Below are 20650 nucleotides of genomic sequence, written 5' to 3' on the forward strand. Positions count from 1 at the left end.
TGGTCTTTCATTTTTTTATCTAATTGTTTATACTTCATATGGGAGCTCCTTTTAGTCGGGTGGGCTCCTTTTATTATACAAAAACAACCGCACCTTGGGTGGTGCGGTTGAGATTTGAATTTAGGAAGACACGTATCGATACGTGTCTTTTTTTATGTAGAACTCTATGAATCTTTTTTAACAGAGAGGTAGTATTCAAAATAAATATTAAGATCTGTAACTTCAACATTAACTCGATAAATATCATGAGGTCGATCCGAAATTACAAATGAAGATACTTTGTCTTTAAGTAACTCTAATTCGCTTGAAGAAACAAAATCCGAATCATGATTACTTACACTGTCACTGACATAGATTGATGAAGATGCACTGATTCCTTTCGCGAATACAGAATCCTCATTCTCGGCACGATAAATTATCCCTTCAGTATTGATGTTATCGATTGGTTTTAAGTTGTTTTTGATGTACTCTGTTGTTTTAGGATGACGATTATCGATGTTTAACAGGTAATCGTTCATATAGTCACGATCTTTTAGTTTATAGGCAAGGACAAAGTTTAATGTATCGCCATTGGGTTGTAGTTCAGCATTTTGAAGGTCATCTTTATATGTTTCGATGAGTTCGCTTCGTGAACCTGTAAATCGATATCCCTTGGTTAGGGTATTATTGAAGATATAAATTTGATTGATTTGCTTTTCTTCATTGAAGAGGATGTTTGTATCTTTTAAAGTATCAGGATTTACAACTGCAGGATAGAGTGGTTTTAATAACTCATCCTTTACATTAAAACGGCGCTTAATTTTACTTCCGCTTTTGAGTTTGTACTCGATGTATATGGGCGTATATTCTGAAGTATACTCAAGATTTGAACTTACTAAGCCTTCATTTTCTTTCAATTGGCTAACGATTGAGTAATGGAACGTATTTGTAAGTTGGAGTAATTCGGGTTGTTCACGGGTAATATGAAGATTTTTTTGAAAAAGATAGTTTCCAGCATTTATGAGGAAGTCTTCATCTTCGATTCCCGAAAATTCCCCTTGAGAAGTTATCGTAACCGACTCAATTTTATCAATCTTCGGAATATAATATGTATAACCCAGCCCGTTGGTTACATATAAGATTGTACAGAATATCATTAATACCACCGCAAAGATTGTATAGTTCTTCAGGATTCCTGTCATGTTTTTTAGAGAACGATTTTTGATAATGTTTAAAAGCGTAAAAAGTAATAAAGCGATTAAAATGGGCATCACAACCGATCCTACAGTAAGGGTTCGCGTTCCCATGGCAAAGATTGGAAGTAAAAATATCAAAACAATGCCTGTGAAGAGATAGATGATTAAAGGGAAAAACCAATTATTAATAAATGGCGTCTCACTTTTTTCAGATTTACGTGCATCATGAATCACAAGCGAAACAGACAGCAGTATAAGCCCAAGAATTAACCAATATGAGGCGTAAAGACCCATATCATAAGGTGAATTCGTAGTTTTTAGTCCAAATAGTACGGAAATCGGCGGTGATAGAAAGGCCAATGAATCCATGCGCATCGAGGTATATCCAATTACAAAAGTGGATGCAAACAATTCTAAAGCACCAAAAGCTAAAAATGGCGCAATAAAGATAATCACGGTATAGATTAATGCATCTGAGAGTGTACCCGTGTTCATCAAAACAAACATAACCGGTGTTGTGGTTGCAAAGAAAATTGCGAGTAATTGGAAGTAAGTCTCAATATGATACCATTTTAAAGAAATATTAAATAAGAGATTATTAAGGGCATAGCCTGAAAAATAGGCGATGGTGAACGGTATAAAGATAATAAGAAGGGATGCAACATAGTTTGTAAGAAATAAATCACTCCGTTTTATCGGTAGTGAGTGAAATACATCGACAGATTTCTTACTACTCAAGTAATTGAAGAGAATCATTGGGGTAACGATGGATAAAAATATTGTGATGATGATTGGTACATACACAGAAGCATTTGAGTAATTCTCAAAATTCTGCTGATCTCGAGTTTGGATCCAACGGATTAAAGTGGGTATTGGAAACGAAGTCATTAGAAGTATTGTATAGAATAACAGTAAACCTTTATATTTTTTAAAGTTAAACTTTAAATAATCAAAATTGATTCGTGAATTAATCAATGTTTTCATGATTCTTGTTCTCCATTTCATAAATAAATATCTCTTCAAGGGTCACGTCATTATGTTCGACGAGTAAGGGATTCATTGAATTGAGTTCTTTTTCAATTGTTTCACGGTTTCCCTTGATAATAATTGAGAAAATACGTGCTGAACCTGTTATATTTAAAGGATTCATAAAATCAAAGTCCGAACGTTTCATTTCAGATTCAAAAGCTATTTGATAGCGATGATAAATTGATCCAAAATCATTGGTTGATTGATTCATCATGATATTGTTTTCATCGATAATCGCAACTGTATCGCAAATATCTTCAAGTTCTCTTAAGTTATGGGATGAAATAATAACGGTAGCGTTATGATCGATGATCATTTCCCCAAGAAACTGCTTAATTCGAAACTGCATGATCGGATCAAGACCATCGAAAGCTTCATCAAGAAGTAATATTTTTGGTTTTGATGCCAAAGCAAGTAAAAGGGAAACTTGTCGTTTCATTCCTTTTGATAGTGCATTGATTTTTCGATTTTCATCCAAACCAAACAACTCAAGAAGATCTTGGTAGTAATGGTCATCAAACGATTTATAGAATACTTTGTAAAACTGTTGCATGTCTTTAATCGTAGATTGACTAAAGAAGAAAGGATCATCCCCAACAAAGAATACGTCTTTTTTGGTTTCAGGGTTATCGTAGACGCGTTGATCATTAATTAAAACAACACCAGCATCGGCATGAAGGACCCCACTGATAAGGCGTAATAGTGTCGACTTTCCGGAACCGTTTTTACCAACAAGGCCAATAATTGAACCTTCTTCAAACGTAATATTAATATCTTCGAGAACAATTTTGTTATCAAATTTTTTATTTACATTAGTGAATCGTATCATTATGTGACTCCTTTAATAGATTGAATATCGTTTCTTGTGTTTCTCCGAGTTCAAGTAATTTGTGATAGATCAGGGTGAGTTCTTGATAGGCATCACTAACGAGATTACTGACACCTTTTTCATGCTCGCTTACAAAAGATCCCTTACCAGGAATTGAGTAAATAAGTCCATTCATTTCACATTCGTGATATGCCTTTGAAACGGTATTGGGATTGACACCGAGATCTTTGGCGAGGGAACGTACGGTTGGAAGTTGTTCATGTGGTTGGAGTATCCCCATTGCGATAAACTTTCCAACTTGTTGAATAATCTGCTCAAATATTGGTGTTGCGTTTCGTGTGTTAATTGTAAACATAGATACCTCCTATCTGTACCACTTACATTAATACAGTATTACATCATGACGTATGTGTCAAGTTTGAATAAATAAGTGAACTTAAATCATTATCAACTCGAATGTTGTATAATTGTGATAAAATACCAACGGAGGCTTTTATATGTATGATGTTATAGTAGTAGGAGGCGGTCATGCCGGTGTTGAAGCAGCAGTTGCTTCAGCCAGAATGGGGCAAAGAACTGCACTCTTTACGTTAAATGTAGATAAAATTGCATCAATGCCTTGCAATCCATCAATTGGTGGACCTGCAAAAGGGATTGTTGTTCGTGAAATTGAAGCACTTGGCGGTGTTATGGGGAAAATTGCGGATAAGACAGCCTTGCAGTTTCGGATATTAAATTCAAGTAAGGGACCGGGTGTTCAATGCTTGCGTGTTCAGTCGGATAAATTAGCGTATTCGCGTGCGATGCGTGATGCTGTTCTTGCGGAACCTGGAATTGAAATTGTTCAAAAAATGGTAGAAGGTGTTGTTGCTGAAAACGGCATTGTCACCGGTGTTCGTTGTAAAGGTGATGAGTTTGTAGCGGCTAAGGCTGTAATTATTACCAGTGGAACGTATATGAGTTCAAAAATTTTACTGTCCTCAACGGTTACCGTAAGTGGACCTGATGGCGATCCCACAACCAATAGCCTATCAGAATCATTACGTGCTTTGGGGTTGAAGACGTTCCGTCTTAAAACAGGAACGCCAGCACGTGTTTATACAGATAGTATTGATTTTAGTAAGACAACCATTCAGCCTGGGGATGATGAGCCGTATTACTTCTCCAATAGTACTCAGAAGGAAGATGTAATTAAGGAACAATATCCTTGTTATTTAACCTATACAAATCCTACAACTCACGATCTAATTGAGGCTAATCTTGAAAAATCAAGCATGTACTCAGGTGTTGTTGAAGGGGTCGGTGCACGTTATTGTCCATCAATCGAAGACAAAATTGTCCGCTTTGCAGATAAAAATCGTCACCAAATCTTTTTAGAGCCAGAATCCGCAGAGTTGGATACAACTTATGTTCAAGGGCTGTCTTCATCATTACCAGAAGAGGTTCAAGACGCAATGATTCGAACCGTTCCTGGATTAGAAAACTGTCGCGTTCAACGCTATGGTTATGCTATCGAATATGATGCAATTGATCCAATTCAGTTAAAACCATCACTTGAAATCATGACTGTGGAAAACTTATTTACTGCCGGGCAAATTAACGGTACTTCAGGTTATGAAGAAGCAGCCGGTCAAGGTCTGATGGCAGGGATTAATGCAGCACTTAAAAATCAAGGGAAAGAACCCCTTATTCTTAAACGCGATGAGGCTTATATTGGTGTAATGCTCGATGATCTTGTAACTAAAGGAACATTAGAGCCGTATCGTCTCTTAACCTCACGAGCAGAGTATCGTCTCTTATTGCGTCATGATAATGCATACCGACGATTATCTCACTTTGGTCATGAGATTGGATTGTTAAGTGACGAAGATTATGAGAAAATAGAGTTAGATATTCAAATTATTGATGAATTCATTGAAGCAAGTAAAACCATCAAATTACCGCATAGTCCGGAATTTGAAGCATATTTTGCTGAAAAGGATTCACCATTTCAAGCACATGATTTAACAATTTACGACGCGGTTAAAAGACCGGGTATTGAATTGTTAGAGGTATTAGAACTGATGGACATGGAAGTCCGCAAAGACTTAGCATTCCAAATCCAAGTAGAAATCAAGTATGAAGGTTATATTAAGAAAGCCATGAAAGAAGCAGAAAAGCTTCGTTCGATGGAGAATATTAAATTACCGGAAGATATTAACTATGATTCTATTGAAAACTTATCAATTGAGGGGCGTCAAAAACTGACTGCTGTAAGACCGATTACAATGGGTCAAGCATCGCGTATTTCAGGTGTTAATCCAGCAGATATTGCAATTCTTGCTATGGTACTCAAACACAAAGGATAGGGTGGAAAACATGAATATTGGAACAATTGGTACAGGAATTATTGTTGAAGAATTTATTAAGTCATCACAAGATATATCGGGTGTGTCATTTAAAGCGGTTTATTCCCGCACGCAAGGCAGAGCGGATGCTTTAGCGAAGCGTTTTGGGATTACACAAACACACACGACACTTGAGGGCTTATTTTCAGATCCGTTGGTGGATACGATTTATATTGCTTCACCCAACAGTCTTCACTATGAACAAGCATATGCTGCGTTAAAAGCCGGGAAGCATGTCATTGTAGAAAAACCTTTTGTTGAAACAGAGGAACGTGCGCAACGATTGATTCGTTATGCACAAGAGCATCATTTGTTCCTCTTTGAAGCAATTTGCAATATTCATTTACCGCACTATCAATTTATCAAATCAAATTTAGAAGTTATTGGTGATATTAAGCTTGTTCAGTGTAATTTTAGTCAATATTCAAGCCGATATGATGCACTCTTAGCAGGTGAAACACCCAATGTCTTCAACCCTCATTTTTCTGGAGGTGCCTTAGCGGATATCAATATATATAATATTCATTTTGTTGTTGGGATTTTTGGAATGCCCGATGAAGTAAAATATTATGCAAATAAACATTCTAATGGTATTGATACTTCTGGTGTTCTAATTATGAAATATCCGACCATGATCGTAGAGTGTGTTGGTGCTAAGGATAGTTTTTCTCAAAACTTTGGACAAATCCAAGGGGAAAAGGGCTATATTTATATTCCTGAAAGTGTCAGCAGCATTGAGTCTGTAAGTATTGTAACGAAAGATTCAAAAGAGATGATTAACATTCAAGATCTTCCAAGGCTTGCATATCAAGTAGAAGTATTTGAGCGTGCGATTCGAACACAGGATTTTGAACTTCGAGATCTGTATTTAGAACAAACACTGAGTGTGGTTCGAATTGCAGAAAAGGCCCGTAAAACAGCTAATAATTACTTAAAGCCAACCCAGTAGGGTTGGCTTTTCTTTTATCAAATCTCAACCGCACCACTTTTACTTTTATGATTTCTTATTGAGTAGACAACACTTTGTTGTAAATCGAAAGACCTCTTTACAATCCAAGGATGTATATGTAAAAATTTAAAACGCTATTAAATGTGGAGGGGGATTTAATGATACGAAAAATTGGTATATTTATAATGTTTATTTTACTTTTTGGTCTTTTTCGAACAGAACATGTTTCTGCGGAAGTAGGTTTTGATTTTCAAAATCTGAATCAAGGAACTGATGTAATGCTACGCGGTCTTTGTCATCGCGCTAATACCTGTGTATCAGGTTCTAAAACTTACACAATTAATTGGTTTGGGATGGAGAGCGGTGATCAGCCCATCTCCTTAACAATGCAAGAGGAGTTTAATGATGATACCTCCATTGAAATTGGTAAGATTACAAATCTTACAAAAGATATAAAGTCAATTACGATTGATAATCTAGTCGTTCAAGATGCATTCAACTTTAATGCTGATGGAGGCAATCTTTATCACAAAGTTTATGGCTTTAAAATTGATAAAGAAACGCCAGATGCTCTTGAATATAGAGTGATTCAGACTCAAAATATCATTAATATTGTGCGAATTAAAAATCAAACAATTAAATTCTCGGTGGTCCGGGATGGACCCATCAATGGTGTGCGATCGCTTCCTTTTGTCTTAACAAAAAATGGTGAGCAATCGAAAAGTCATCGCACTACATTTTACACACGTTCTTCAAGTCAACATTATTCGTTTATTACAACCAAGTATGACGATAAGAATCGACCTTATACATTTGATATTATTACCGATGGTGATGATAGGGTAAAAATTGAAAAAAAGGTAATCAATGAAAACGAATTTGAATTTCGTATTCGTCAAGATATTACGAAAGAAATTCCTTTAAAAGGCCATAATACAAGTGGTCTTACGGGAGAAGTCGTTTTTATTACTGATAACCAAAAAGAATTAACAGGTATTATTAAAGACGGGAATGTGGTATTTGAGAATATTAGACATGAAGACTTGAATACATTTACTCGAATGAAACGATATAATTTGAATGATGCAAGCGTAGAACTTAATATCAGAGAAGATCGGTTAAAAGAAATTTCTGAAATTGCAGTCGAGCGATTCATTGACAAAACATTTAATGTGGAGTGGGGACCTAATATATTGGCCTATCCAGGAGCCAAGGAAACAGATACGATTGATATTCACCTCTTTGAAGGAAATCAAGCCACCGATTTCAAAAAAGCCGTCGCCTTTAATCAGTCGGAAGTAACCTTCAAGGTAAATCCTCGTAAAGAAACGACATTCTCCGTTGATGATGGGTTTGTAAGTGTCGCAAATGATTTGAAAATTTATATCGATCGTGTGATTCAGCCGCTTCAGATTGACATTCAGAAGGCATATAAGCCGAAAAGAGATGACGATTTGGATATCCAAGTAGAAATATTAAGTCCGCCTCGTGCAACAGGCAAAATTGATTTGAACGAACTGTTGGGTGTGGATGGATTTATCATTCATGAAACTCCGAAGCCTTCAATAAAACCTGATCGTGAGGTCATGCTATCGGTAGACGGTTTTGTTATTCACGATACTCTCGATGAACCTAAAAATCGTTTACGACCCGATCCGGTATTTCTTGATGGATATGGTATCGAAGACGTTCAAAATCACGAATACATCAGTGGAATGGAAGCCATTATGCAGAAGGAAAGGATGAAGCAAAAATATTTAGAAGATGTTTTAGAGCAAGATCGGAAAAATCGCATTGCTTACGAACTCAGTACGAAGGAATATGAGGCACACCTCAACCCCATAATTTTAGAGAATCATTTTGATGGATTTCCAATTGAACTACAAGAAACAGCCTTACACGAAAATCTTAATCCAATAATAGAAGTTGGAGTGTTTAATGATAATCAGCAGATTTTTAGTATGGTAGATGTTGAAGGAGAACCTATAAAAGGGGATATCCTTCCACCTTATTTAGAAGGAGAGGAAGTTCCTGAACATGCATTCAACCACACTGAAAGGGATGCGGCATCGAAGTTTTTGAGTATCATTGAAACAAAAAAACGTGTGGAATTGGAGCGGATTTTACTTCAAGATATTGAAAATCGGAAACAGCACGAACGTGAAACAAATAATATATTAGACGCATTGCTACGTAGGCAACCAGACAGTCCCAACGTGATTGAACCACTTGAATATTATGAAATAATCATGTCAAATCCAATTATCCAACAAAAAGACGGCGTTTCAAAAATAACAACAGAACAACAATCATCAAATTTGGTGAGAGATAAAAGTATAAAAACCACACATACTCCAAAGGAAAAGACCGAAGAGAGTCATGCAATCAAAAGTCATTACAGTACCATTAAACAAAAGTTTGATGAGAAAACGATTGCCCGGGTAATAAACAAGGACACAGAGGGCGTTCTTCCTAAGACCGGAGAACAAAAACACAGTAATAAATGGGGAATAATCCTGATATTAATGGGGGTTTGTGTATTATTGCCGAAAAGGCATAAAAATAGAATTGTTAATTAGCACATAAAAGGCAGTATATACTGTCTTTTATGCATTTTAGACCAAATATTTGTCACGATGATTTGTTGTGGAAATCTTATAAATACGCTATAATTACAACGTAGTTTCGATTCTAATCATAAGAATCAAATATGATAAAAATGTGTTAATAAAAGATGCATTGCAATTGGAGGCTTCATGAATTTTTTAGAATTTATTAGTAAAATTGAAGCGTTGGGAATTGTTGTTTCAGAAGAGATGAAACAACAATTTTTATCGTACAAGAATCTTATTCAAGAAGTGAATAAAGTCTTAAATTTAACCGGTATCGATGATGATGAAGGCATATTTTTAAAGCATTTCTACGATTCATTACTTATTTCACCATTAATAAAAGAAAACAGTCGGATTGCTGATATAGGAAGTGGTGCAGGTTTTCCAGGAATTGTTCTTGCCATTGCCCGTCCGGATATCACGGTGACCTGTATTGAACCCACAACAAAACGAACAAATTTTTTAGAACGTGTTGTACTTGAATGTGGATTAAAAAATACAACTGTAATTAATGGTCGAGCAGAAGATGTTATCGGAGAACTTCGTGAATCATTTGATATTGCGACGGCTCGGGCTGTTGCATATCTTGATATTCTAAGTGAGTTATGTCTGCCTTTCGTGAAGGTAGGCGGTGTATTTTTAGCGATGAAAGGATCTAAAGGAATTGAGGAGTATGAAGACTCCCTCAAAGCGATTAAAATCCTTGGTGGCGAACTTACGCAGACACATAAATTCAGTGATGATATCATGGGTGACCGCTATAATTTAGAGATTACAAAAGTGAAGTCCGCTTCGAAGAAGTATCCAAGAAGTTATGCTAAAATTAAAAAGACACCACTGTCTGGGAGGAATCATGATTGATCGTAGAGAAATAGCTATTGAAAAAATTAAACCTAACCGTAATCAGCCTCGGCTAACTTTTAATGATGAGAGTTTGTTGGAATTAGGACAATCGATTAGTGAAAATGGCCTTCTTCAACCGATTGTTGTTCGTGAAGTTGACGAGACAGATGAATATGAAATTATTGCCGGAGAACGTCGATATCGAGCAATGCGAATGTTTGGATTTACTGAAGTACCATGCATCATTAGTAATATTGATGATGATAAAAGTGCGACATTAGCGCTTATCGAGAACATCCAACGCGAAGATTTAAGTGTTTTGGAAGAAGCGAAAGCGTATCGCGATATTTTGCGAATTCAAAAAATAACTCAAAAGGAACTTGCAACAAAAGTAGGAAAATCGCAATCCGCAATCGCGAATAAAATCCGTTTGCTTGAATTGCCAGAACCCGTACTCGAAGCCCTTGGCGAACGTAAAATTACGGAGCGTCATGCGCGCGCGTTATTAAGCGTTGAAAAGGAAAAAACTGAAGAAGTTTTAGACGAAATCCTTAATAAAAAGTTGAACGTTAAAGAGACCGAAACCCTCATTAACAAACCACGAAAGAAAAAAGCTGTAACACGTGGTATTTCTCAACACATCAAGATTGGAATCAATACAATCAAACAATCGATTGGTATGATCGAAAAAACAGGAATTACGGTAAAACATGATATGGAAGAAACGAATGATGAGGTCGTCATCACGATACGCTTCCCTAAATAACTTAAGAAGATAACAAAGGATGTGAGTCAATGGGGAAAATAATTGCTGTAGCGAATCAAAAAGGTGGCGTTGGTAAAACAACGACAAGTATTAATTTATCTGCTGGTTTAGCCTACTTAGGCCAAAAAGTTCTATTAGTAGACCTTGACCCCCAAGGAAATGCATCTCAAGGTGTAGGTGCAAATAGAATGGCCATCAAAGACAGTACCTATGATTTAATTCTTTCTGAAAAAGAAGTAAGTGACATTAAGATGTCTCTAAACACGCCTCCAATGGATTTAATTCCCGCAACAATTGACCTTGCGGGTGCAGATCTCGAAATGGTAGAGTTTAAGATTGGTCGCGAACGTCTTTTAAAGAATAAATTAATAAAAGCAAAGGATGACTATGATTACATCATCATCGATTGTCCGCCATCATTAGGTTTGTTAAATACGAATGCTCTAACAGCTGCAGATTCGGTTATTATACCGGTCCAATGTGAGTATTATGCACTTGAAGGATTAACGCAATTGTTATCCACAATTCGACTGGTGCAAAAGCTGTTTAATCCAGATTTAAAAATAGAAGGCGTTTTACTTACGATGTTTGATGTCCGTACTCGTTTGAGTGTTGAGGTTCAACAAGAAGTTCGTAAATATTTTAAAGAACGTGTCTATAAGAGTAATATCCCTAGAAATGTTAAGTTGTCAGAAGCTCCTTCTCGTGGAAACTCAATCTTCGAATATGATTTAAAATCGGAAGGCGCTAAAGCATACGCATCTCTAGCGAAAGAAGTCTTATCATATAATAAGAAACGGAGTGACTCGAATGGCAGAGAAAGATAGTAATCGTTTAGGTCGTGGACTGGGTGCAATTTTTGGTGATGATGTGTCTTCAGTCCTTGAGGATATTCAACAAGGTAATAATGATGAGTTTACAGGCGTTAAGACAAGCCTTAAAGTTAAAGATATTCGTACAAACCCATACCAACCACGTCGTCATTTTGACGAGGATAAATTAGAAGAATTATCACAATCAATTTCAACTCATGGTTTGTTTACCCCGATATTAGTTCGTGAAACCAATAAAGGTTACGAACTTGTCGCAGGAGAGCGTCGTTTACGTGCTACAAAACGTGCGAAAATAGAAGAAATTGCTGCAATTGTTGTCGATTTTGATGACTCACAAATGATGGAAATTGCGATTATTGAAAACGTTCAGCGTGAAGATTTAAATGTAATTGAAGAAGCGATGGGTTACAGTTCTTTAATTGATCGTTTAGGTCTAACTCAAGAAGAAGTTGCTAAACGTGTAAGTAAATCCCGCAGCCATATTACAAACTTGTTGCGTCTGCTTAGACTTCCAAAATCTGTACAAGAGATGGTGAGCGATAATAAATTAACAATGGGTCATGTACGTCCACTTGTTACAATTGAAGATCCAAAAGAAATTGAACGCATTGCGGAAGAAATTTTAAGTAAGAAGTTGTCTGTTCGTGAAGCAGAACGTCTCATTAATAAAGAAGATGTTAAACCTGTTGAACCGAAAATCCGTAATAAAGATTATGATTATGCTCAATCATTATTTGAACGACGTCTACAAACGCGCGTTAATATTGCAAATAATAAAGTAACAATATCGTTTGATGATGATGAAGATTTAAATCGTATTTTAGAATTGCTTGATATCATCGAGTAAGGACGCTGACGCGTCCTTTTTCTATCTTTCATTGTAATTTCTCATATCGATAAAATGATAATGATATCGTAACATTAGAGGTGAAACTATGAAACAAGAACGACAAAAGGTGTTGGATCAGTCTAATCGGAAGAACCAACGTCTACTGAAAATCGCAGTCGTATTATTTTTAATTGTTCTGGGACTTCTAGTCTATCAAAAGTCACAAGTTAACGATCATACTAATCAAGATGATTCACTTGTTCAAAATATATCGATTCCAGTCAATGCATTGGGTGATGTCTTGAATGAAAATGCAGATGCATTTTACCAAAATCTTGTAAAATCTGAGACCATTCGTTCCTATCATCTAAATCCAATTGATCTGTGTAAGAGCGATAATCAAAAGATTCAATCTCAAATTTATGTGGTAAACATTGAAAAAGAAAATCCTGAAACCAAGGAAAAAGAATACAAACCGGAGTACTTATTATCCGGAGCGGTAGAAATTGTGTATGATAATAATGAGGTAAAGGGATACAGACGATGGATTGAGCGCTCTGAAACAATTGAAGGGATTCATGAATTCGTTAAAGCACGTCAATTAACGTGCTCTATTCCGTAATCAAGGGAAAAGAGGGGAAGTTATGAAAGTTATTTTAGATGTGGATACTGGGATTGATGATACCTTTTCAATAGCCTATATGTGTGCGCAAAAGGATGTATCGTTAATTGGTATTACTACAGTTTATGGAAATATTGATGTTGATCAAGCGACACAAAATACGTTGGACTTACTCTACTATTTTAAGTGCGAAACAATTCCCGTATATCGTGGGTGTACGCATGCGCGAAGTGATGAGGCTTATGAACATCTAGCTGGCGGCATTAAGTTTCATGGCAAGAATGGAATTGGGAATGCTGTCTTATCACCATCTCCAATACTTGAAAATTCAATCCATGCGGTTGATTTTTTAATTGAGTCAGCTAAGAAGTATGGAAAAGATCTTGTAATCATATCATCGGGACCACTTACAAACTTGGCGAGAGCCATTGAACGAAATCCTAAGGCGATGGCAGGAATTAATAATCTTGTTTTAATGGGTGGTGCATTGAGTGTTCCTGGAAATGTCAGCAAGTTTGCGGAAGCAAATGTTGCACAAGATGACTTAAGCAGCAAGATTGTCTTGGGAAGTTCAATCCCAATAACGATGATTGGTTTGGATGTTACGACACGTGCAATTATTACCTATGAAGACATCAACCATTGGACAACATCGGCGCCCGAACTTTATCAAATTATTCAATATTATTTGGACGCTTATAAAGATGCATATCCAACGTGGGGGGGATGTGCCTTGCATGACCCTCTCGCTGTTTTTGCGGCACTTCATCCTGAATTTGTATCCGGACCGACTATAAACGTCGAAGTTCTGACAGACCCTGAACAAAAAGGACGAACGATTTTGGATACGCATGCGTATCAGGTTGGGAAAACACCAAATGTTAAGGTTGCACTCGATGTGGATATTGAACATTTTAAGAAATCTTTATTGGGGGATATCGATTCACTACTTGATTCAATATCGTGATACAATAATTTAAAGGAGTGGTTTGATGATTTTAGCATTCACAGGTGCAGGAATTAGTAAAGCATCCGGAATTAATACGTTTATGGAACAACCTGAGATTCGAGATCGTTTGCATCGTAGCTTTGCGACACAAAATCCGAAAACATATTGCGAAACAATTTCAGAAATGTATTATATGATTCAAAAAGCGGAACCCAATGATGCTCATTTTGCATTGGCGGAATACAAGATTCCTATTATCACGATGAACATTGATGGCTTACATGAGAAAGCTGGAAGTACACCAATTGCGTTACACGGGACCATGCCCAATGAAAGTGAACTTGCATATGCAGATAAACTTTTTAATAAACCCGTCTTATATGGCGATCCGGCACCTAATTATCGACGTGCGTATGAAAAAGTTGATGCTTTACGAGAAGATGATATCTTTCTTGTGATTGGTGCGTCACGTTTTACCGCAGTCGCAACTGATTTGCGTGAAATTGCATATGCAAATGGAGCGGAAATCATTGAAATTCAGGAAAACGCTGTTGAGCAAGTTCGCGAGACACTTGAATCCCTAAAACACGATTAAAAAAGAGAATTCATTGCGCATTCTCTTTTTTTTACCTATAATATGCGTATGATAACAGATACAATAGTAGCAATTATAACGGCACTGCAAGAAAGTGCCATCAATGTTTTAAGAATAAGTGGAGTCGATGCCATAGAAACCGTGAATCAGATATTCTCTCGGGATCTTGAACAAGTCGATTCACACACCGTTCATTACGGTCATATTATTGACCCTGTGAACAAACAAGTTGTTGATGAGGTACTCGTCAGTGTTTTTAGAGCGCCTCGAACTTATACACGAGAAGATGTTGTTGAAATAAGCTGTCACGGTGGTGTTTTAGTGACCAAAAAAATATTAAGTCTTTGTCTGTCTGTAGGCGCACGGATGGCAGAACCAGGCGAATACACCCAACGTGCATTCCTTAATGGACGTATTGATCTTTCGCAAGCAGAATCAGTTATGGAATTGATTCAAGCTCCAAATGAGTTTGCGCAAGAACTTGCAATTTCTGGGGTCCAAGGAAATGTACGTAAATTAATTGAGCCATTACTTGAACGTTTAATCCAAATGATTGCCAATATTGAAGTAAATATCGACTATCCTGAGTATGATGATGTGGAGGTCTTAACAGAAGCGGTAATTCTCCCGGATGCAAAAGAATTTCTAAAAGATCTTGGAAAAATTCTAAAAGAATCGCAAAGTGGTCGTATCATGAAAGAAGGGGTCAAGACGGTTATCCTTGGAAAGCCCAATGTTGGTAAATCAAGTATCCTTAATGTCCTTCTTGAAGAAGATAAGGCAATCGTTACGGAAATAGCCGGAACAACACGTGATCTGGTCGAAGGTTGGATTCGGTTGGAGAATGTAGCTCTTCATTTAATTGATACAGCAGGCTTACGTGATACCGGTGACCGCATTGAACAAATCGGAATTGAAAAAAGTCGAAAAGCGCTTGAAACTGCCGAACTTGTCATTGTTGTTTTTGATGCATCGCAACCCAGAGATCAAGAAGATCTTGAGTTATTAGAAGCAACTAAGCACAAAGAACGCATTATTGTATACAACAAAAAAGATCTTGTAGAGCGAGCTCCCGATGGTCTATACGTCAGTGCTTTAGAGGCAGATGTTCATGAACTCGTTGATGAAATCAATATGCGGTATGTCGAACATACGAAAGCCTTATCGAAACCCACACTGTCAAATGAACGTCATATTGCGCAGGTACAAAAGAGTTATCTCGCAATGCAGCGTGCTATTGAGGCGTTGGAATTTGGAATGGAGCTCGATTTAGTAACGATTGATTTAAATGAGTCGTATGTAGAACTTGCTTCAATTATTAAACCGAAGAAGGACATTAATGTGCTTGATGAAATTTTTGCGCGTTTCTGTCTGGGTAAATAAATTTTGGCTCCTTACGGAGCCTTTCGTATCATAAGTTAGGAGTATGAAAATGGAATATGGTTGGATTGATTCGCATGCCCACATTGCCTCCAAAGGATTGGTTGAATCTTTTGAAGCATTGGTCATGAATGCGAAGGCCGAAGGTATTGATAAAATATGCATTATCTGCGGATCGGTAAAGGAAATTGAAGATGCACTTGAAAAAACAAAAACAAATCCTGAGATGTTTGATTTAGCGATTGGAATTCATCCTTGTGATGTGAAGGATTCAAAAGAAGAAGAACTTGAAAAGATGATGACCTACATCAATCATCCCCAAGTTGTTTGTGTGGGCGAGATTGGCTTGGATTATTATTGGGATGATTCAAACAGAGAAGAACAAAAAGAAATCTTTAAAAGACAAATTGCGATTGCGAATGGGTCGGGTAAGCCTATTGCGATTCATGTTCGGAATGGGGAACTAAATGCTATGGATGATGTCATTGCTATTCTTAAAACACATCCTGCAGCAGCATCCGGAATTGTACACTGTTACAGTGATACAGTTGAGAATGCCCAACATCTTTTTGATATGGGATTTTATATCGGTGTTGGTGGTATTCTCACCTTTAAAAACGGTCAAAATGTTCGTGATGTTTTAAATATCGCGCCAATAGATCGCATCTTAACTGAAACAGATTCGCCTTATTTGGCACCAGTACCGAAACGTGGAAAACGCAATGAGCCGGCTTTTGTTCGTTATACTGGCGAGAAAATAGGGGAACTGAAGGATTTGACACCACAAGAAGTTCGAAAACAAATTCATCAAAACTATAAGCAACTCTTTAAGCGATAAAAAGGAATTCCACAAAAAAACATCGATGACGTTAACACTAAATAAAACACGATTGTGTAAATATTTCGTTAAACGTCATCGGTGTTTTTTGGTGTCTAAAAAAATGAAGCGCAAAACAAAACAAAAAAGGATACGTTCATGGGAATCATGTCGAACGCATCCATAATCTTGGGTATCGTAGTGCTATCAGATATAAATGTTTTTTGATTTGGTATCAACTTAATTATTACACGCATCTGAGACTTACTTCCCTTTAGAATACAGGGACTGAAGCACCACTTGTTTCTTCAATAATTAACGCCTTCACAGCATCTGTTTTATACAGTTCCACAATACGTTTTAAATCATCGCGATCCTTATCTTCTGTACGAATTGCAATGAGGTTTACATAGTCTGCATTCTCTTCGGTTAGGGTTTCTAGTTTTAAAGCATCGCGATTCGGCGTAAATCCTGCATCAACCGCAATTCCAGAGTTAATTGCTGCAAGGGGAACTTCTGCGAGCGCTCCAGGAAGGTTTGATGCTTCTAATTCAAAAATATCAAAATTATGTGGATTTTCAATGATATCTTTTTTATCAGGAAGTTTCGCATCGTTTAATTTTAAGAGTCCGTGTGTTTGAAGTAATTGTAATGCACGTGCCCCATTTGTTCGATCACTTGGAATGGCAATTTTATCACCCTCTTTTAATTCTGAAAGGTCGCTAATCGAACGAGAGTAAAGACCAAGTGGTGAGTAGAATGTATCCGCAACCGCTGTGAGTTCATAGCCGTTTTGTTGGCTCTCATCTTCTAAGTAAATGTGGTGTTGGAATGCATTCATATCAATTTCTTTAGAATTTAGAGCTGCATTGGGTTGAGGATAGTCTGAGAAATAAACCAGTTCGATGTTGATACCTTCCTGAGCGGCTTGCTCCACAACATAATTCCAACTCTTTGTTTGGTCGCCACCATGAAGTCCGATACGTACGACATTTGATTTAGGTTTGGAACCACAACCAACAAGTGTTAATAATGTAACAAATAAGATTAGTATTTTTTTCATAAGTTTCTCCTTAATGTGATGTTTTCTTTATAATGAAATTACCGACTGATTGAATTACTGATACAAAAATAAGAATTACAAGAACTGCTACAATCGAAATGTCAGTATTATATTTATTATGACCATAGCGGATGACGTAATCCCCCAATCCCCCTCCACCAACAACACCACCCAGTGTTGTAAGTCCGAGAAGACTGATGAGTGTGATGGTTGTAGAGCGAACAAGAGAAGGGATGCTTTCCCTTAAATAAACCCGTATAACAATTTGTAAGGTTGAAAGACCCATGGATTGTGCCGCTTCAATGAGACCGCGGTCGATTTCAGATAAACTTAAATCGACCTGTCGAACGAAGAAAGGTGTGCATCCGACGACTAGGGGAAAGATGGTACCTTCAACACCGATCGCGGTGTTGGAAACAATTTTTGTGATTGGAATCAGTGCCGTGAGTAAGATTACAAATGGAATCGAGCGAAAGATATTTACAAAAGTATCAAGAACACTATAGATCAACCGATTGGGTTTTAAACCGTCCTCGCGCGTTAATACAAGAATGACACCAAAGAAAAGACCCGCAAGGATGGAATAGATTCCTGCTTTGGTAAGCATGTATAAGGTTTGTTTAATGCTTTCGATAAATTCAGGCCAATACTGAATAAGATTTGGGACAAGATTGTTAATCATTTTCGATAACCTCCACATTGATGTTGCGACTTCGTAGATTTTCTAATGCTTCCAATTTACGGTATCCAGATAAAATAACGAGCATGGTACCCACAATTTCATTTTGAACGATTTCGACATTGGCATGTATGATGCTTGCACTAACATTGAACTGCTGTGATATCTCTGAAATCACGGATTCACGTGTATTTGAACCAATAAAGTCAATGCGTACAAGACTTTGGTCCGCTTTTAAATCTAAAATTTCTGGATTTGTTTTAAAGAGTTCAATGGTTTCAAGCGTATTTGTAGTTGTATCCACAAAATCTTTGGTAATTTGTGCAGAAGAATTCGCAAAGATATCTTTGACCGTATTAACCTCTTTTACTTCCCCATCTTCCATGACCGCAACACGATCACAAATATCTTTCACAACATCCATCTCATGAGTAATAATTACGATCGTAATTCCTAAAGTGTTATTTACTTTCTTTAAAAGTTTTAAAATCGTTTTTGTCGTTTGTGGATCCAATGCGCTGGTTGCTTCATCACAGAGTAGAATATCGGGATCATTAGCGAGCGCACGGGCAATCCCTACCCGTTGTTTTTGACCACCTGATAGCTGGCTGGGATATGCGTTTGCTTTGTCTTGGAGACCTACAAGTTCTAGGAGGCCTGTTACTTTTTGATTTAAAACTGCTTTTGAAAGTTTTTGGTCTTTAAGGGGAAAGGCAATGTTTTGGAACACTGTTCGCGATCGCATAAGATTAAATTGTTGGAAGATCATACCAATTTTTTTGCGTTGCTTACGTAATTGTTGGTTTTGGAGATGTCTTGTTTTAGCATTCGCCTTTGTCAGATTGGGATTAAGAAGCGTACCATTTACAATGACGTCTCCAGAGGTTGGGTGTTCAAGTAAGTTAATGCAACGTACAAGCGTACTCTTGCCGGCACCACTAAATCCAATAACGCCAAAGATTTCACCTTTACCAACTTCGAGAGAGACGTTTTTAAGTGCATGAACCGTTCGATCGTTTGTTTGGAATGTTTTGTTGATGTTTTGTAGTTTAATCATGATTGATTCGAAATCCTTTCTTGGTGTTCTTTTTTTATTGCCTGTAAGAGATCAGGACTTAAAATTAAATCAAGCGCTGTCAGTGCGAGCAGTTGGGCTCCAAGTTGAATGGATTCAAGTCCCTGAGGGCTACACGCTGCTGCTTTAAATTCAGGACTGTGACCAGCGATAAAAGTATCGGATATGTTTATGGTTGGCTGAATTGTAGGGACAACATAGCTTACGTTCCCAACGTCACTGGATCCAAATGTGGAACCATCGCGACTTACAACATGATGACCGTAATCTTGAAGGTGTTTAAGGTAGAGGTTATCAAATGAAGGGGTAATAATTGTATCATCGACAGCATTTTGGAATAAGCCAAATTCATATTCACATCCAGTCGATAACGCTGCCCCTTTTACAATATTTTCAAAGCGAGTATAAACATCGCGAAGTGTGGAGCGGGTATTTGCTCTGAGGTAAAAGCGTCCTTTCGCATATTCAGGAACTATATTAGGCGCGACACCACCATCGGTAATAATACCGTGGATCATGACATCTTTAGGTAGGTGTTGACGCATTGCGTTACTTGCATTGAAAACTTGAATAAGCGCTTCAAGAGCATTAATTCCTAATTCAGGCGCTGCAGCCGCATGACTGGGTTTTCCAAAAAACGCAACATCTACGGGGTCATTTGCGAGGGTTTCAACCGTGAGGCTGTGTAAGTGACCGGGATGGACGCAAAGTGCTGCATCCACATCATCAAAGTAATGATCTCGGACAAAGCTTGCCTTGGCGCTTCCATTGGTTCCGCCTTCTTCTCCAGGTGTACCGTAAATACGAATTTCACCACCGACCTCATCAATGAGTGATTTAAGGGCAGTTGCGGCAAGGATTGATGTAACACCGAAGAGATTATGCCCACAGGCATGTCCAATACCGGGTAATGCGTCATACTCCGCAAGAAAGACAATAACTGGGCCGGTTTTCTGTGCTTGATAACGGGCATCAAATCCTGTAGGATGTCCGGCAACCCCAACCGTGACGTTAAACCCTTCTTGAGTACAGAGCGTGCTTAAACAGTTGCAAGCATAGAACTCTTCATTACATATTTCCGGATGTGCATGAAGATCCAATGCGATTTCTTTATAATGATCGATGCGTTTGAGTACTGCAGATTCAATATTCTTTTTCATAGACTTCCTCCTGACAAATAAAAAACGCCCATCCCAAAGGATGAGCGTGCTCATGTTA

The 20650-nt window shown here is 37.5% G+C and carries 19 protein-coding genes and 1 other annotated feature (1 of these 20 cut by a window edge); of the genes, 12 read left to right on the forward strand and 7 right to left on the reverse strand.

What is annotated here, in order from left to right; translation table 11 throughout:
- Nucleotides 1-164: 164 nt before the first annotated feature.
- The 3 genes from EPJ90_RS07340 to EPJ90_RS07350 are packed head-to-tail and all read right to left on the reverse strand — an operon-like array spanning nt 165 to nt 3388.
- The gene (locus tag EPJ90_RS07340) at nt 165-2159 is read right to left on the reverse strand and encodes an ABC transporter permease (RefSeq protein WP_161636872.1); all 1995 of its coding nucleotides are present in this window, start codon (nt 2157-2159) and stop codon (nt 165-167) included.
- Complete coding sequence (locus tag EPJ90_RS07345; protein WP_200542881.1) at nt 2143-3033, reverse strand: ABC transporter ATP-binding protein; 891 nt, start codon at nt 3031-3033, stop codon at nt 2143-2145. The genes EPJ90_RS07340 and EPJ90_RS07345 overlap by 17 nt, the downstream gene beginning before the upstream one ends.
- On the reverse strand, nt 3017-3388 hold the full coding sequence (locus EPJ90_RS07350; protein ID WP_125163903.1) for a GntR family transcriptional regulator: 372 nt from the start codon (nt 3386-3388) through the stop codon (nt 3017-3019). Before EPJ90_RS07350 ends, EPJ90_RS07345 begins: the two co-directional genes overlap by 17 nt.
- Before the next feature lie 142 nt (nt 3389-3530).
- On the opposite strand from EPJ90_RS07350, the gene mnmG reads away from it, so the two are divergent.
- The 12 genes from mnmG (at nt 3531) to EPJ90_RS07410 (ending at nt 16636) form a co-directional block, all read left to right on the forward strand.
- Nucleotides 3531-5381: a tRNA uridine-5-carboxymethylaminomethyl(34) synthesis enzyme MnmG gene (mnmG, locus tag EPJ90_RS07355; protein ID WP_161636870.1), complete on the forward strand. Its 1851-nt coding sequence runs from the start codon at nt 3531-3533 to the stop codon at nt 5379-5381.
- A gap of 10 nt (nt 5382-5391) precedes the next feature.
- On the forward strand, nt 5392-6369 hold the full coding sequence (locus tag EPJ90_RS07360) for a Gfo/Idh/MocA family protein (RefSeq protein ID WP_161636869.1): 978 nt from the start codon (nt 5392-5394) through the stop codon (nt 6367-6369).
- A 158-nt stretch (nt 6370-6527) separates the two neighbouring features.
- Nucleotides 6528-8948 (forward strand): hypothetical protein, encoded by a 2421-nt coding sequence (locus EPJ90_RS07365; protein WP_200542882.1) that lies wholly within the window; start codon nt 6528-6530, stop codon nt 8946-8948.
- Between the two features lie 177 nt (nt 8949-9125).
- Nucleotides 9126-9842 (forward strand): 16S rRNA (guanine(527)-N(7))-methyltransferase RsmG, encoded by a 717-nt coding sequence (gene rsmG / locus EPJ90_RS07370; RefSeq protein ID WP_161636867.1) that lies wholly within the window; start codon nt 9126-9128, stop codon nt 9840-9842.
- On the forward strand, nt 9835-10590 hold the full coding sequence (gene noc, locus EPJ90_RS07375; RefSeq protein ID WP_125163908.1) for a nucleoid occlusion protein: 756 nt from the start codon (nt 9835-9837) through the stop codon (nt 10588-10590). Before rsmG ends, noc begins: the two co-directional genes overlap by 8 nt.
- 29 nt (nt 10591-10619) lie before the next feature.
- Nucleotides 10620-11417 (forward strand): ParA family protein, encoded by a 798-nt coding sequence (locus tag EPJ90_RS07380; RefSeq protein WP_003774236.1) that lies wholly within the window; start codon nt 10620-10622, stop codon nt 11415-11417.
- Nucleotides 11401-12270, forward strand: a complete 870-nt coding sequence (locus EPJ90_RS07385; RefSeq protein ID WP_161636866.1) for a ParB/RepB/Spo0J family partition protein — start codon at nt 11401-11403, stop codon at nt 12268-12270. Before EPJ90_RS07380 ends, EPJ90_RS07385 begins: the two co-directional genes overlap by 17 nt.
- Nucleotides 12271-12358: 88 nt before the next feature.
- Entirely contained in the window at nt 12359-12874 is a 516-nt protein-coding gene (locus EPJ90_RS07390; protein WP_200542883.1) for a hypothetical protein, read from the forward strand.
- 22 nt (nt 12875-12896) lie between these two features.
- Nucleotides 12897-13841: a nucleoside hydrolase gene (locus tag EPJ90_RS07395; RefSeq protein WP_200542884.1), complete on the forward strand. Its 945-nt coding sequence runs from the start codon at nt 12897-12899 to the stop codon at nt 13839-13841.
- Between the two features lie 25 nt (nt 13842-13866).
- Nucleotides 13867-14418, forward strand: coding sequence for an SIR2 family NAD-dependent protein deacylase (locus tag EPJ90_RS07400; RefSeq protein ID WP_200542885.1), 552 nt, complete (start codon nt 13867-13869; stop codon nt 14416-14418).
- Between the two features lie 42 nt (nt 14419-14460).
- Complete coding sequence (mnmE, locus tag EPJ90_RS07405; RefSeq protein WP_200542886.1) at nt 14461-15801, forward strand: tRNA uridine-5-carboxymethylaminomethyl(34) synthesis GTPase MnmE; 1341 nt, start codon at nt 14461-14463, stop codon at nt 15799-15801.
- 43 nt (nt 15802-15844) lie between these two features.
- Nucleotides 15845-16636, forward strand: coding sequence for a TatD family hydrolase (locus EPJ90_RS07410; RefSeq protein ID WP_244660400.1), 792 nt, complete (start codon nt 15845-15847; stop codon nt 16634-16636).
- A 253-nt stretch (nt 16637-16889) separates the two neighbouring features.
- Here the strand turns inward: EPJ90_RS07410 and EPJ90_RS07415 are convergent, their stop codons facing one another.
- The 4 genes from EPJ90_RS07415 to EPJ90_RS07430 are packed head-to-tail and all read right to left on the reverse strand — an operon-like array spanning nt 16890 to nt 20592.
- A complete protein-coding gene (locus EPJ90_RS07415) occupies nt 16890-17678 on the reverse strand; it encodes a MetQ/NlpA family ABC transporter substrate-binding protein (protein WP_200542887.1) in 789 nt (262 codons plus the stop codon).
- A 10-nt stretch (nt 17679-17688) separates the two neighbouring features.
- Nucleotides 17689-18360: a methionine ABC transporter permease gene (locus tag EPJ90_RS07420; protein WP_161636860.1), complete on the reverse strand. Its 672-nt coding sequence runs from the start codon at nt 18358-18360 to the stop codon at nt 17689-17691.
- The gene (locus tag EPJ90_RS07425) at nt 18353-19414 is read right to left on the reverse strand and encodes a methionine ABC transporter ATP-binding protein (protein WP_200542888.1); all 1062 of its coding nucleotides are present in this window, start codon (nt 19412-19414) and stop codon (nt 18353-18355) included. The genes EPJ90_RS07420 and EPJ90_RS07425 overlap by 8 nt, the downstream gene beginning before the upstream one ends.
- Nucleotides 19411-20592, reverse strand: coding sequence for a M20 family metallopeptidase (locus EPJ90_RS07430; protein ID WP_200542889.1), 1182 nt, complete (start codon nt 20590-20592; stop codon nt 19411-19413). The genes EPJ90_RS07425 and EPJ90_RS07430 overlap by 4 nt, the downstream gene beginning before the upstream one ends.
- A 33-nt stretch (nt 20593-20625) precedes the next feature.
- Nucleotides 20626-20650, reverse strand: a binding site (T-box leader); it runs 215 nt beyond the window's last position.

It is taken from the genome of Erysipelothrix sp. strain 2 (EsS2-7-Brazil) (genome assembly GCF_016617655.1).
Lineage (GTDB): Bacteria > Bacillota_I > Bacilli_A > Erysipelotrichales > Erysipelotrichaceae > Erysipelothrix > Erysipelothrix piscisicarius.

Bases quoted from the DNA above. Each gene is read 5' to 3' on its own strand.
- EPJ90_RS07340 (WP_161636872.1), bottom strand. From the start codon at position 2,159: ATGAAAACATTGATTAATTCACGAATCAATTTTGATTATTTAAAGTTT.
- EPJ90_RS07345 (WP_200542881.1), bottom strand. From the start codon at position 3,033: ATGATACGATTCACTAATGTAAATAAAAAATTTGATAACAAAATTGTT.
- EPJ90_RS07350 (WP_125163903.1), bottom strand. From the start codon at position 3,388: ATGTTTACAATTAACACACGAAACGCAACACCAATATTTGAGCAGATT.
- mnmG (WP_161636870.1), top strand. From the start codon at position 3,531: ATGTATGATGTTATAGTAGTAGGAGGCGGTCATGCCGGTGTTGAAGCA.
- EPJ90_RS07360 (WP_161636869.1), top strand. From the start codon at position 5,392: ATGAATATTGGAACAATTGGTACAGGAATTATTGTTGAAGAATTTATT.
- EPJ90_RS07365 (WP_200542882.1), top strand. From the start codon at position 6,528: ATGATACGAAAAATTGGTATATTTATAATGTTTATTTTACTTTTTGGT.
- rsmG (WP_161636867.1), top strand. From the start codon at position 9,126: ATGAATTTTTTAGAATTTATTAGTAAAATTGAAGCGTTGGGAATTGTT.
- noc (WP_125163908.1), top strand. From the start codon at position 9,835: ATGATTGATCGTAGAGAAATAGCTATTGAAAAAATTAAACCTAACCGT.
- EPJ90_RS07380 (WP_003774236.1), top strand. From the start codon at position 10,620: ATGGGGAAAATAATTGCTGTAGCGAATCAAAAAGGTGGCGTTGGTAAA.
- EPJ90_RS07385 (WP_161636866.1), top strand. From the start codon at position 11,401: ATGGCAGAGAAAGATAGTAATCGTTTAGGTCGTGGACTGGGTGCAATT.
- EPJ90_RS07390 (WP_200542883.1), top strand. From the start codon at position 12,359: ATGAAACAAGAACGACAAAAGGTGTTGGATCAGTCTAATCGGAAGAAC.
- EPJ90_RS07395 (WP_200542884.1), top strand. From the start codon at position 12,897: ATGAAAGTTATTTTAGATGTGGATACTGGGATTGATGATACCTTTTCA.
- EPJ90_RS07400 (WP_200542885.1), top strand. From the start codon at position 13,867: ATGATTTTAGCATTCACAGGTGCAGGAATTAGTAAAGCATCCGGAATT.
- mnmE (WP_200542886.1), top strand. From the start codon at position 14,461: ATGCGTATGATAACAGATACAATAGTAGCAATTATAACGGCACTGCAA.
- EPJ90_RS07410 (WP_244660400.1), top strand. From the start codon at position 15,845: ATGAAAATGGAATATGGTTGGATTGATTCGCATGCCCACATTGCCTCC.
- EPJ90_RS07415 (WP_200542887.1), bottom strand. From the start codon at position 17,678: ATGAAAAAAATACTAATCTTATTTGTTACATTATTAACACTTGTTGGT.
- EPJ90_RS07420 (WP_161636860.1), bottom strand. From the start codon at position 18,360: ATGATTAACAATCTTGTCCCAAATCTTATTCAGTATTGGCCTGAATTT.
- EPJ90_RS07425 (WP_200542888.1), bottom strand. From the start codon at position 19,414: ATGATTAAACTACAAAACATCAACAAAACATTCCAAACAAACGATCGA.
- EPJ90_RS07430 (WP_200542889.1), bottom strand. From the start codon at position 20,592: ATGAAAAAGAATATTGAATCTGCAGTACTCAAACGCATCGATCATTAT.